Source organism: Leptospiraceae bacterium (assembly GCA_016708435.1).
Taxonomy (GTDB): Bacteria; Spirochaetota; Leptospiria; order Leptospirales; family Leptospiraceae; genus UBA2033.
The window spans coordinates 1-13,552 of record JADJFV010000031.1 but is presented as its reverse complement, the minus strand read 5'-3'; the positions used below and the strand labels follow the sequence as shown (position 1 = coordinate 13,552).

Genomic DNA, 13,552 nt, shown 5'->3' with positions numbered 1-13,552 from the left:
CCTAAAATTGAAAATAATAAAATTGGGGACTTGCTGTCACCGTGTAAATGCAACCGGCAACTAATAAAATAGACGCCAGCACAGGAACTCTCAACTGTTGATAGATTCCTGATTCCTTTATCTTAGACAGTAGCTTGGTCTCTTCTAAAACTTCAATTACAAATAAAATTCCTGTGGGAATAAATAGAATATAATTGATTGTAAAAATTCCTGTTGTTTGCAAGGTGAGAATTCGTTTTAGCATCACCATTGCGAGATCAAAGTTGAGTGATCGGAAGAACAATGCGCCTAACATGAATAAGCTGAAAGTATAAGTAATACGAATGACCTTTGGAATTCGCAAGAAAAACTTTTCGTAACCGAACTCAATAAAGAATTTTTCAATCGTAAGACTCACTCCACATATAAATCCCCAGATGATAAAATTCCATGCTGCCCCATGCCAGGCTCCGCCGATTACCATTGTCACAAACACGTTGAAGTAATTTCGTAAAAGGGAAACTCTACTTCCACCGAGCGTTATATAGATGTAATCCCGTAGCCAAGTAGAAAGAGAAATATGCCATCGTCTCCAGAGTTCCGTGGAAGAAGATGCTAAGTAAGGACGTTTAAAGTTGATTGGAATGTTAAAGCCTAAGATTTTTCCCGCACCAATGGCTATATCGGAGTAGCCGGCGAAGTCACAGTAGATTTGAATTGTGAAAAAATACACTCCTAGAATACACGCCGCAAAATCGTAATTAGCCGGATTCGCGAAGATTGGTTCAATGAAATCTGATATTGGATCTGCAATCATCGTCTTCTTGAAAATTCCAAGTGCAATTTGACCCATCCCAAGAGAAAAGTTTTCAGCAGAAAATAGCTTTCTTCCCTGAAACTGAGGAATTAGAACATCAGCCCGCATGATAGGTCCTGCAACGAGTTGAGGAAAGAACAGAAGAAATAAAGAGAAGTCAGAGAAATTTCTTTCTGGTTTAAGAATTCCTCTATACACATCGACTGCATAAGCAATCGCTTGGAATGTATAAAAGGAAATTCCAAGTGGTAAGATAAATCCAATCGCTCTAAACTCAGTTGTATTACTCCCATTAGCCCCTAAGTCATGTAAGATGGAGCGTAGAAAGTCTGTGTATTTGAAAAAAACTAAAATCCCTAAGTTGACGGTTAATACAAAGTAGAGCCAAAGCTTTTTCGTATTCTGTTTTTGCGATTCAGAAATACGAATAGAACCAATAAACGTCGCAATAAAAGAGAGCAGAAGCAGCGGAACAAAGGCTACTTTTAGACAGGCATAGAAATACACCGACGACCAGAGTAGCAGTTTACGCTGTTTACCCTCTTGCAAGAAAAAATACAGAGGAAATACAATCAGGCAGAATACGTAGAAGTGAAGAGAATTAAATAACATAGGCTTTTATGGACTTTAGTAATTTAAGGCATTACCCCTGTCACCTCGAACAGCCCTTCGTGAGAGGTCTATACCGCAAAAATAGTAAGAGATTAATCTCAACTACTATTGCCCGATAGATTTCTCACGCTCGCACAAACTGACGTGCTCGGTTCGAAATGACAGTATAAATCATTTCTCTAAAGAGTCCAGCACCTCCTCGGTTTTTTTCTTAACAATTTGGTAAACCCACTCGTTGCCCATTGCGGTATAATGCCCATCGCCGAATATGTAGTAGGGGCGAACATTCATTTGCCCTTGGTAGGTCATTTCTTTAGTGTGCTCATTTAAGTCCACGAAGTCGATTTTCTTTTCTTGTAAATACTTTTTGAGCGTAGAGAGATAGCTGTAGTAGTGATGGAATTTTCCCTTCTGCGAGCAGTAGGCGGTTTCTAAGTCAATGGGTGCCAGAAATAAAACGAGCTTGATATTTCTACTTGCTGTGAGGTTTACCATTTTATCAATTTGGTCTAGCATTCCTTGGGGGGTATCGAAATTAACCGGTGTATCGGAGCATTCGTCAGAAGGATAAACAGGTGCGGCAAATGGATCCCGCTTATCGGGACGGATAAAGTCTTCTTTTAGACTGTAGGGCGTGTAAGGAAAATAAGCGTCTGTGCATCTGTCTGCGGGTAATAGCGATTTCAGGCAGTCTTGTGTTTTTTTTACTTTTTGAATAGGCCAGATAAAGGTTTCGTTGAAACGATAGATTAGATTTTCCTGTGTCATCTTGGCTGCGATGAAGAGATAACTGTATTTAGCCAGTTGGAATTGAGTGTTAAATAAAAACATTGCTTTCGGGTTATTCTTTTTGCTGTAGAATGTGACTTCGTCTATATTGTCCCCGTTACTCGGAAAGTAATACAATACTTTTGTGTTTAATTTAGGAAGGAATTTTTCTAATTTCAAATTGATGTGTGTTGGTCCGTAGGCGTCTACTCCGAGGTTAAGAGCCTGATAAGAAATTCCTTTTGTATTGGTAAATCCATTTAGCTTATTGCAAAACGTTTCTTTATCACTGACACCAAAGCCCATCGTAACAGAATCGCCAATACAAACAATTTGAGGAAGCGCATTATTGACATTAGGCGATCCACGAAATCCATATTCGTTTGTTGTAAAGTCCATCTCAAAGAATTTTTGAAAGTGTTTTACATGGACATTTACATTTGGCTCTAGATCGATTAGATAATTGGGCTCAAGCGCGTGATAGGTTTTTTGAATGCGATAAAATTCAAGTGCCGACGGGCGGACAATCCAGAGTAGCCCCTCGGAGAAGAATAGGATTAAGAAAAAAGAAAGAATAAATTTAGTCAGCATTTCTGTATTTACTTTTTATTTCTTCTGCCTTTTCGGGCAGTTCGGCGATTTCGTAGCAAGCCGCCCAGCTTCTGTAAAAAAGCTTAGCATACTGCGCTTCGAAAGAAATTTGTATTTTCTTTGCAGTGTTTTTTGCCTCGTCTTTTTTTAACATACAATTATATATATCGTCTAGAAGTTGAAAAGTTTGGAGATCAAGTCCTACACTTAATTCGCCTCGTAGTTTCTTGAGCTTTGCAAATTCCCCGTTTAATAGATAAGATTCAAAGAGTTTCATAGTCACTTCCATGTCTGTCTCGGACTCCCGACGTGCGATTTCCAAATGGTGAATGGCGACGCCTTGGGATTCGGGGGATTCGGACAGGATAAATCCAACTCGTTTGTTAGCAAATGCATAGTCGGGGTTGATTTCGAGAGCGCGGGTGTAATCAAAGAGAGCTTCCGCTTTTTTGCCGGCTTGCTCTTTTTTGTAAGCTTCCTGGCTGATATGCTTTTCCCTTGAGCAGGCTAGGAAAACAATTAGAACGATCAAGATGAGTCTGTGGGGGAAATATGTTTGCTTACTTTTTGTTAAGTTTTTTTCTGAAAGGAGGGTTTTTTTATTGCTTCTTTTGGGCTTCATATTATGTCTTATCTGTTGATTGATTTTGCCTCTATTAGCAACGAAATATATACGATAAAATCTTTAAAACTTTTTTCTAAAAGCCAAGATTTTATGCTAAAATTTGTCTAGTACGACAAGGGCTCGGATAAAAAAACTTTGTCTCATGGAGAAAAAAATCAAAAAAAGCAGGCGGTTCGACCGATTCTGTTATTAATCAAGTGTAGAGTGAGAAAATAAATTGGCTAGCAGTGCTCAAGTAAAATTACTTCAAAACTTTCAGGAATATCTTTCCGTGGAAAAAGGACTTAGTGACAACTCCATTTTCTCCTACGGCTATGATCTAAATAAATTCAAATCCTACTTAGATAAGCAGCAAATTGACCTACTGAACGTTCAATCGAAAGATATAATGAAATTTCTAGTAGAAGAAAAAAGTAGAAAAATCTCCTCGAAAACACTTGCACGAGAAGTAGTGGCGATACGCCAATTTTATAAATACCTAAGAGATGAAAAACAACTAGACTCCAATCCAACGGACAAAATCGAAACGCCCGAAGTGATGCGTGCGATTCCCGACCATCTCACACTAGAAGAAATCAACGAGCTATTCGATCATATCAAAGAAGACAATATTTACGAACTCAGAGACAAATGCATTTTCGAGTTGCTGTATTCTTCCGGGCTTAGAATTTCAGAAGCGTGCAATCTAAAGATAGAAGATGTAGATTTGGATAATATGGCAATTGCAATTGAGGGTAAGGGCGGTAAGGCGCGACTTGTTCCTTTCGGGGAAAAGGCAATGAATATTATCCGCAAGTATCTAGAGAAGAGTCGTCCCGAGATTTTAAAGACTCGTAAATGTGATTATATTTTCGTATCCAAGAAAGGCTCTTTCATTAATCGCAAATCAGTATGGCGTTTGCTCAATCTTTACATCAAACGCACAGGCATTCAAAAGAAGGTTACTCCGCATACTCTACGTCATTCGTTTGCGACTCATCTACTTGAGAATCACGCAGACCTTAGATCTGTTCAGGAATTGCTTGGTCATATCGACATTTCCACAACGCAGATTTACACACAGATGGCAAACAAATCTCTCAAAGAAGTTCACAAAAAGCATCATCCTAGAGGATAATGCTTGTTACCTTGCCATAGAGGCTCTGTGGAAAATGGCATAGTTTTAAAGTGATTCGATTTCATTTAGTTAAAAGTAATCTTGTAAGTGGGGATAAGTCTCCTTATTTCCCGAAAACGATTCAAGAGGGAAATACTTCTTTAGAGTTAGTCATAAAAGATATTGCCTATGGCTCGACAGTTACAGAGCCAGATGTAATTGCGGTATTAAAAAATATCGAGAGAGTTTGCACAGAACATCTTACCAATGGAAGAAGTGTTAATCTAGGCTTTTGCACACTGCGCCCGCAGGTGAAGGGAAATTTCAAAAAGCCAGATGAATCTTATTCAAACAAAAAACATTGGATTGAAATTTCTGTGGCTCCGAATTTAGGCATGGAAAAGCGAGTAAGTAAATTGGCAAAGGTAACAAGAATTAACCGCTCCAATCCGCAGCCCAGTTTAAAATCCATAAAAAATTGCTCAAGGGAAAATGGAAAATACCTCGCAGGAGATTTACTTATCCTAAAGGGTTCTAAATTGCGTTTTTCTGAAAGGGAAAAATCCCTTGGAGTTTTCTTTGTGAAAAATGGAGTTGAAAAACGAGTAACAGAATATTCCAATATCACAAGCAGCCAAATCGGCTTCAAAATTCCAAATGATATAACCTCGGACAGCTACAAAATCGTAGTTAAAAATATTTTTGGAACAGAAACCCGTCAGGGTGAGCTACTAGAAAAAATAAAGATAACTTAGCGTAAGGTATTTTAGCCTTTAAAAATCATAAACTTCATTGAAGTTTTACTTTTTTTCATTGAAATTTTAAAAATCTTCAATGAAGTTTTCCTTATTTTCAATCAAATTTTATTTTTCTTCAATTAAGTTTTTTATTTTTTAAATGAAGTTTTCTATTTTAAGCTTTTAGTTTTAAGGTTTCCCTGTTTAGTTTTGATTTTTCTAACGGTGGAACGTCCGCCCCTCACTTTACTTCGTAAACGAGAAGGAGACAACGGATATTATCTCCTACTTAGCAAAGGAAATAAATCTGATAAGGCTATGCGAGAGGGTTGAGAATTGCGTGAAGGAAATTTCCCTTGACCTATTTATAACTTCTTTGAAAATAGACTAATCAAAAATTAAGTTATTCTGAGATGAAGAAAATGAATCAAGATAATACTAGTTTAACAGAAAATGGAAATCATTATAGAATCAAAGATATTGATCGACTGCTAAATCAGTATGGGGGTCAAAAAAAGGACTGGATTAAAAAAAGCAGCGAAGTATTATTAGATAAAAATGGGCGTAGGTTCGAATACCATTGGTATGAAAATGCAAATGGAAAGTTTGAAATAAAAACAGTCCCCTTAGATTAATATGAAAGTTAAACTTACAAAATCGCAAGAATCTCTTTCTGTCGGAAATATTTATCGCGTAATTGGAATTGAATCGGACTCCTATCGAATCCTTAGCGATGTCGGCGAGCCATATCTTTATACTCCTGAAAATTTTGAGATTATCGAAAAAGGGGGAGAAGATTGGATTACTGAATATGATGAAGGCAAAGAATATTCTTATCCTCCTGAATTTCGTGATTATTTTTTCGAGGAATACTTTGAGACGTATGATCTTAAAAAGCGAATAACGATTAGACGCTATTTGGAATGGCTTATACGACAGGAAGCACAAATCAAGAAGAAGAATGTGGCTTAAAATCAATCTACTGTATTCACAACTATTCAATAGGTAATTATATGAATCATTTAAAATAAAACCAATGAAAAATAAATTGCATACTGATACAGAAATAAAATCGCAAGGAATGAAAGTTTTAATTAAAAATCTTGGAATGGTGGAAGCCGAAAAGTTTGTAGCGTTAATCCAAAGAGAGCCTTTTGATTATACAGAATGGCAAAGAGATTTATGGAAAGGAAAGACAGCTACAGAAATTAGCAAACTTGCAATGGATCTTAGAAATAAAAAAGGCAAAGCATCTAAATCTAAAAAAAGAAAAATTGCTTAACGCTACCACGATTGTAATATTATTTCCCCAAGGGCGTGGATTAACCCACACCCTTGGGGTAGAGATTGAACTGAAGTGGGATACAGTAGAGACTTAACCCTGAATCTTTAGATTAGGCAGCACTTAATACCGAAAAGACCTCTTTGATATTTTTTGTGATAATTTGATTGATATTTACATGTTTGCTCGCATGTTCAATTTCTATACCAACGATATTTCCCAATTCATCTGTATCGATTACAAAATCTTTCATCATTTCTTTTTGATGTTTAGATACTTTATCCGAAAGTTCTATATAAAGCATGTCTGATTCTTGACAGTATTCTATTTTACCTATCTTATTTGTAGTAATTCATAACTAATAAAAAAGATTGTCTTTATAAAACTCATATTTTTTAATTAGAAATCTGATAGTAAGGAATAACAATGAATAGAATTAATATAATCATTTTGGGAATAACCCTATTAGCCACATCTTTGTTTTCACAAGAAGTAGGATTTAATGATTCTGTAAAATTAAAAAATGGCAAAGTATTAGAAAAAGTAAAAGCAGTTGCTATTAAAGATTCGTTAGTTGTAGTAGACTCAAACGGAGCGGCTAATGTCTACTCTAAGAAAGAAGTTTCGGAAGTGGTTAAGAATGGTTCATTGAGCGATACAAATCAAGTTTCGAAAAGTATTTCTTCAAAGACATCGTCTGGGGTCTGGATTGAATACTCTGGAAGAAGACCTTGGTATGATGCAGTTGAATATTGTGCAAGTATTGGAGCAAGACTGCCGACTGGAGAAGAGTTGAAGGCAGCGTATGAATCGGGTTTAACTAAGTCATGGGAAAAAGATGGTTGCATGTATTGGACAGTACCCCCTGATTATTCAAAGGAAAAGCGATCGAGAGCATATACAATTGGTGGTATTTGCAGTGTTTCTAAAGACTATTATATTCAAAGCCAAGAAGGCCAAGGCTATTTGTATTTAATAGGTGACGTTCGCTGTATCCGCTAACTAATACAAAAACACTATATCCACTCTTCTAGAAAATTCTTTTCCCATTTTCTTTTCGTTGGTTTCTCCCCATAAGCCGCCGGAGAAGGTTAGAAGGATATTTTCAGTAGGGACTTTTTTTTCTATTAAATAATTTCTAACTGATTCGGCGCGGTATTGGGATAATGTGAGTTTGACTCCTTTTCCCTTTGCCCATTCGGAGTGACCGATTAAAAGTATTTTACTAGTTGCATAGCTTTCTAAGTATTCGCTGGCAAATGCATCTAGTTTTTTCTCTTCGTCTTCTGTGAGGTCTGTTTCGTTTTTACCGAATAGAATTGAGAATGGTTTTACGTTTTCGTTGATACGATTCGTGATTGAATTTTTATAATTCCAGATAATGGGAAGCGTTCCATCTAGCTTGTATACTTCAGGATTAAAGTCTTCTTTGATTTCGGGCAAATCAATAGTAGTCTCATCAGCTACAACAGCGGAATTCCATACATCTTCCGGTGGCAAATTCGGATCTACCTCTGTAGGCATGGAATTAGAAATGATTCCCTTTTTTTTCTTTTTCTTTTTTACTTCTGGCTTTTGATTGCTCGCTTCTTCTGTGTTTAGATTTTCTTTTGCATTGCGGCTATCGTTTGTGTAACTGTTACTTTTATTATCGCGGTCTTCTTTGGAATAACGACTTTCTTTGGATTCACGGGAATCTTTACTGTCGCGAAAATCCCTTGCATTTCGATTGTCAATGACTGGGTCATTCGTATTGCGACTATCGTCTATAGAGCGATTTTCTTTTTTATAATTATTGCTATACGCACTTCGAGAATCTTCTGATTCACGATTTTGTTTCTTATTACGACTGTCAGTTGTATCACTATAGTTATTCTGCTCTGGCTCTTCTTTTGTGCTTCTAGCGTCTAATGATTCTTTGTCTCCGGAAGAGGTTGTATCGGAATTAGGATTTGGGTTAATGCTTTTTTCTTGAATACGAGATTTTGCTTTTTTATTCGGGGTGTCTTTGTCTAAAACAGCAACACTTTCTTCTTTAGATGAATTTCCTTTATTGTTTTTCAGCGATTCTAAATACAAAGGATCTTTTCTTGTGACCGCTACCATTCCTGTATTGCATGTCTCGACTTCAATAGAGTAGGTGAGAACTGTCGCAGGAAGTAAAAAGAAAGTCCAAGCAAAATCTCCGAGTCGCATAATGTTTTTATAACGAATCATTTTTTGTTGTGAAATCTCTTGGAGCTCTTCTTTGGAAAAACTATTAAGCGGGAAGAAAAAAAAGAAATTATGAATTCTCTTATGACGAAGCAAATGACAATCATCCCCTTCATGAGCAAGAAACATATATTTATTTGAAGAGCGATTTTCGTATTTTACCAAAGTCATAGAAAGAGGATCTGAACGAAAGCTCAATTCACTACAATTTTGTAATAATGAAAATACTAATAGAAAGGTCAGCGGAAGAAAGCTGTTGTGCTGAAATATTCTAATACGAAACTTCATTGATTTTTGTCGTCCTTTGAGTGCTTCGGGGTGACGATTTTTAGTTAAGTCCATAAATGATTTTAATAAATTCTTTTTCATAAGTCTAACATCCGTTAGTCGATATAGAGCAGCATGGAGAACATCGACAGAACTCCACCGCTTGCATTGTTGATCGCGACAAATCTAAGTTTTTTATTCACCGTATCGATGAATGGATTCGCGATATTACTTCCTATGTTCATTCCAAAACTTCCTGTTAAGTTCTTTCTCGTGCAGCCTGTACCTGTTAGACTGCATCTATTGAGTTCAACAGAATAGCTTTGTGTTGAATCGTAGGCTAAGATTAATAATTTATTGTTGAAATTGTCAACTGCAATTTTAGTTTTAATTCCACTTCTATTGGCAGTATAAATCGTTTGTGCCGAGCAGCCAGTCATATTTGGATTACAGATAATGAGTTTTGGAATCGTATCTGCTCCTCCTTCTGTATTTGCCATGGAAGTGATTAAATAAAACTTGTTAGTAGTCGCATCATAAAGCCCTGTGAATGTTTAATCCAGAGCGGATTTCCATCTGCCATGTTTCCTAAGAGACTGGAAAATGTAGCCGGAGCTGAGCAACCAGTTAAATCAAGATTACACTGAACAAAGGCTAATGCATATTGTCCTAAAACCGGCTGGTATTGGAACGTAACAGTAACTTTAGAGTTTGTCGTATCAGTTACAGTTTCAATCATAATCCCCGGATCCATATTGGCAGCGGGAATATTAACGGGAGTATTGAGGTTATTTCCAAATTTATCAAAGGAATATAAGTATAATCCGCTTGTATAACTTGCGGCTACTATTACTTTGCTGTTAGTTGCATCCCAGGCAGCTCTTGGTGAAATGCTAGTTGTATTCCCAAGATTAAACTTTGCGACGTCTGACATATCATAGTAAGTCCAAGAGCCAAGCGGACCTGTAAAGAAATTCATTCTTCCATTTGTTTTATTCTCGGAGATAATCATGGCTTGCCCCGTGTTATAAAGCGCTGTTAAACTTCTTGCATTATTATCCCCGCCATTGTCTAGAGTTGCTGAATTTGTATCGAGGCAATAAGAAAAGTTTGATTCACAGCGAAATGCTTTTACTCGGTTGAATGTTCCGCCGTTTGAGCACTGTGCGGCTACTAGCATTTTAACTCCATCGTAAGAAGTAGATACGTCATTGCAAGCAGGACCCATACCATCGTCTACTAACATATGTTCTACAGGGTCATTGTCAACTACGGTGATGGAATAATTCTTTGTAGTAACGCCTGCTCCGGCAAAACTAAGAGTCGTAGTTTTATTATCAATGTAATAATTCTCCGGTGCGTTAATAGTTACAGTTTGCGGAGTAGCATAATTAGCCGTTGTAAAAGTTAGAGTTGTAGAGCCAACTCCTGAGTTGGCAGGATCTATCACATAAGTAGGCGTAACCACATAGCCTGGGACAGCAGCCGATGTCTGAGGTGCGCTAATGGTCACTGTATAAGGAGAGGCAACAGGCGCATAGTTTAAATCACTGAATGTAAGGGAGCTTCCTTCGTTGACCGAAGTTGTTCCACTTACATTGGTAACCACTAAGTCAAACACATTGGTATCAACAGTATTCACTGTGCTGGTGGCTGTTGTGATTCCTGCGCCTGCCGCAGTGATGGTAACAGTTTCAGCTATCGTATTAACGTCGGAGACTCCTGTCACTTGCACGGTTTGCGGATTATTCCAATTAGTCGATGTAAATGTAATCGTCGGAGGAAAAATTATGAGTGCAGATGTATCGCTTGACGTTAGAGTAATCGTTCTATCTGCTCCTGGATCGCCCGTTAAAGTGACCGTTATATAAGCATTATTCCCTTCTGTGACTGAGATTGCTCCTCCCAAAACAACGCTTGTATCATTTTCGATGGTTGTAAAATTAAGACTCGCTCCTGTTGTTGCAGGAGCAGATGCCGAAATAGTAACAGATTCAGAAGATTGATTCGCATCTTCTATTCCAGTCAATGTCACTGTTTGATTTGTGCTCCAACATTGCGCACCCGGACATACATTATCGAACGTTAGCGTAAGCGGGAATGCTGAAATGGAAGCAGCATTACTAGAAGCCATTGTTACAGTTAATGAAGGAGAAGGCTCGCTAGATAATTTTACATTCATCGTAGCCGTTCCTCCTTCACTGACTGTTGTAGAAGCTGCTGTGAGGATAATACTCATTGAACTCGTATCGACTGTATTTATACTAACTGTATTTGCTCCAAGGTCGGCTCCATTTCCAGTAATCGTTACTGTCTCTGAAGCTGTATTCGCATCAGACACCCCTGTTAAAAGAACAGACTGAGGCACATTCCAATTAGCCGCATTAAAGCTCAATGTCGCCGGTGCAATCGTAATCGCCGCAGTGTTGCTAGAAGCTAAATTCATTGTTCTTGCCGCTCCGGGATTTCCGGAAAGTGCCACTGATATTAAAGAAGTTCCACCTTCATTGACAGTAACCGCTCCCGTGAATACCGGCCTAGAGTCATTATCCGTTGTATCGAAATTTAAAGTAGAATTTGGAACTGCCGGCGCAGAAGCCGTGATAGTTACTGTCTCTGTAGTTTCATTTATATCTTCTACGCCTGTCACAGTAATCGTTTTTAGACTACTCCAACAATTCGCGCCCGGACATACATTATCAAATGTAACCGAAGCAGGAGCGACAGTTGCCGAGGCAACATTACCCGAAGCAAAACTTACAACAAGAGAAGGCGATGGCTCCTGACTCAATTTAACATTAAAACTAGCAGACGAACCTTCATCGACAATCGTAGTCGCAGCGGAAAGCACAATACTCATCGTATTGGAATCAACAGTTGTAATCGTAGTTGTGGCAGTTCCTAAATCCACACCACTACCTGTGATTGTTACAGATTCAGAGGAAGCATTCGCATCGGCAAGTCCACTCAATACAACTGCCTGCGGAACATTCCAATTAGCCGCTGTAAAGTTAAGTGTAGTGGGCGAAATGGTTATGGCAGCGGGGTTACTCGATGTTAAATTCAAAGTTCGATTTGCTCCGGGATTTCCAGAGAGGCTAACGGATAATAGAGCTGTTCCCCCTTCCGTCACAGTTGTCACACCGGCAAATACCGGTAGTGCGTCATTTTCAGTTGTAGCGATTGTAAATGTTGCATTTGGAACTGCTGGCGCGGAGGCTGTAATTGTTACAGTCTCTGTAGTTTGATTTGCATCTACAACACCATTGAGGGTAATCGTTCTTAGACTACTCCAGCACTGTGCTCCCGGACAAACATTGTCGAATGTGACAGAAACAGGTGCAACCGTTACAGAGCCTGTATTACTGGATGTAAAGTTTACTACGAGGGAAGGAGAAGGCTCCTGACTTAAATTCACACTAAAACTTGTAGATGAGCCTTCGCCTACTGTAGTTGCTGCTGGAGTTAAAACTATATTCATTGTGTTTATATCCACTGTCGAAACGTTAGTCGTAGCTGTTCCCAAATCAACACCGCTTCCTGTAATTGTAACCGTCTCGGCTATCGTATTGGCATCTGTAACACCCGTAAGCAATACAGTCTGTGGCACATTCCAATTAGCCTCATTAAAGGTAAGTGTTGCGGGTAATAGCGTTATAGCTAAAGTATTGCTCGAAGAAATGTTCATTGTTCTTGTCGCTCCCGGATTTCCAGAAAGTGCAACTGAAATTAATGCAGTGCCTCCTTCATTTACACTAGTCGCTCCTGTGAACACAGCCTTACTGTCGTTATCCGCTGTATCCAAATTAAAGCTGGCACTAGTAGTCGCCGGTGCTGTAGCAGTAATGGTGACTGTCTCAGCTGTTTCATTTGCCTCTTCTAATCCATTTAATGTAATTGTCTGAGCTGTGCTCCAACAAGCAGGACCTGGACAAATATTATCAAAAGTAAAACTGGCTGTCGCTAAAGAAACAGAGCTTGCAGTATTTGATGCAAAGGATACAGTCAAGCTAGTCGATGGTTCATTACTCAGAGCCACTTGGAAGGTTGCAGTTCCCCCTTCATTAATGGAAGTAGGTTTCGCGGAGAGGATAATCGTCATTGTGCTCGAATCAACAGTAGAAATAGTTGTCGTAGCAGAAACGATTCCTGCTCCACTTCCTGTGATTGTAACAGATTCACTTGCGGTATTAGCATCTGTGACTCCAGTGAGTAAGACAGCTTGCGGCACATTCCAATTAGTCGTAGTGAAAGTTAGAGTTGTAGGCGAAGCTGTAACGGCTAACGTATTGGAAGAGCCAATCGTGACAGTTCTTGTTGTTCCAGGATTTCCCGAAAGCGCAACTGCAATTAAGGAAGTAGATCCTTCCGTTACAGAAACAGAGCCAGTAAATACCGGTCTAGTATCATTTTCAATTGTATCGAATGCAGAGCTTGCACTTGTGACAGATGGTGCAGTTGCAGAAATGGTAACGTTCTCGGAAGTTTCATTTACTTCTTCGACACCGGTGAGTGTGACTGTTTGATTAGAACTCCAACATTGTGCCCCAGGGCAAACGTTGTC

The 13,552-nt window shown here is 38.6% G+C and carries 13 protein-coding genes; 6 read left to right on the top strand and 7 right to left on the bottom strand.

What is annotated here, in order from left to right; translation table 11 throughout:
- Position 1: 1 nt before the first annotated feature.
- The 3 genes from IPH52_19035 to IPH52_19025 form a co-directional block, all read right to left on the bottom strand.
- Positions 2–1,408: an MBOAT family protein gene (locus IPH52_19035; GenBank protein ID MBK7057098.1), complete on the bottom strand. Its 1,407-nt coding sequence runs from the start codon at positions 1,406–1,408 to the stop codon at positions 2–4.
- Positions 1,409–1,579: 171 nt separating this feature from the next.
- Positions 1,580–2,767 (bottom strand): hypothetical protein, encoded by a 1,188-nt coding sequence (locus tag IPH52_19030; protein MBK7057097.1) that lies wholly within the window; start codon positions 2,765–2,767, stop codon positions 1,580–1,582.
- Entirely contained in the window at positions 2,757–3,299 is a 543-nt protein-coding gene (locus tag IPH52_19025; GenBank protein MBK7057096.1) for a hypothetical protein, read from the bottom strand. The genes IPH52_19030 and IPH52_19025 overlap by 11 nt, the downstream gene beginning before the upstream one ends.
- 310 nt (positions 3,300–3,609) lie before the next feature.
- Here IPH52_19025 and xerD point away from each other — a divergent pair, with 310 nt between their 5' ends.
- The 5 genes from xerD to IPH52_19000 all read left to right on the top strand — a co-directional run bounded on the left by xerD (position 3,610) and on the right by IPH52_19000 (position 6,507).
- The gene (gene xerD, locus IPH52_19020) at positions 3,610–4,509 is read left to right on the top strand and encodes a site-specific tyrosine recombinase XerD (protein MBK7057095.1); all 900 of its coding nucleotides are present in this window, start codon (positions 3,610–3,612) and stop codon (positions 4,507–4,509) included.
- Positions 4,510–4,559: 50 nt separating this feature from the next.
- On the top strand, positions 4,560–5,243 hold the full coding sequence (locus IPH52_19015; protein MBK7057094.1) for a DUF4469 domain-containing protein: 684 nt from the start codon (positions 4,560–4,562) through the stop codon (positions 5,241–5,243).
- Positions 5,244–5,647: 404 nt separating this feature from the next.
- Positions 5,648–5,860, top strand: coding sequence for a hypothetical protein (locus IPH52_19010; protein MBK7057093.1), 213 nt, complete (start codon positions 5,648–5,650; stop codon positions 5,858–5,860).
- A 1-nt stretch (position 5,861) separates the two neighbouring features.
- Positions 5,862–6,197, top strand: a complete 336-nt coding sequence (locus IPH52_19005; GenBank protein MBK7057092.1) for a hypothetical protein — start codon at positions 5,862–5,864, stop codon at positions 6,195–6,197.
- A gap of 76 nt (positions 6,198–6,273) precedes the next feature.
- Positions 6,274–6,507 carry a hypothetical protein gene (locus IPH52_19000; GenBank protein ID MBK7057091.1) on the top strand — a complete coding sequence of 78 codons (234 nt, stop codon included), beginning with the start codon at positions 6,274–6,276 and terminating at the stop codon, positions 6,505–6,507.
- 112 nt (positions 6,508–6,619) lie between these two features.
- Here the strand turns inward: IPH52_19000 and IPH52_18995 are convergent, their stop codons facing one another.
- Positions 6,620–6,811 (bottom strand): DUF2283 domain-containing protein, encoded by a 192-nt coding sequence (locus IPH52_18995; GenBank protein MBK7057090.1) that lies wholly within the window; start codon positions 6,809–6,811, stop codon positions 6,620–6,622.
- Between the two features lie 122 nt (positions 6,812–6,933).
- On the opposite strand from IPH52_18995, the gene IPH52_18990 reads away from it, so the two are divergent.
- Positions 6,934–7,509, top strand: coding sequence for a hypothetical protein (locus IPH52_18990; protein MBK7057089.1), 576 nt, complete (start codon positions 6,934–6,936; stop codon positions 7,507–7,509).
- Here IPH52_18990 and IPH52_18985 read toward each other — a convergent pair whose 3' ends face one another.
- The 3 genes from IPH52_18985 to IPH52_18975 form a co-directional block, all read right to left on the bottom strand.
- Entirely contained in the window at positions 7,510–9,090 is a 1,581-nt protein-coding gene (locus tag IPH52_18985) for an OmpA family protein (protein MBK7057088.1), read from the bottom strand. It abuts the gene before it with no gap.
- A 14-nt stretch (positions 9,091–9,104) separates the two neighbouring features.
- Positions 9,105–9,488, bottom strand: coding sequence for a hypothetical protein (locus IPH52_18980; GenBank protein ID MBK7057087.1), 384 nt, complete (start codon positions 9,486–9,488; stop codon positions 9,105–9,107).
- 8 nt (positions 9,489–9,496) lie between these two features.
- On the bottom strand, positions 9,497–13,552 hold a 4,056-nt coding region (locus tag IPH52_18975), incomplete at its 5' end, for a hypothetical protein (protein ID MBK7057086.1).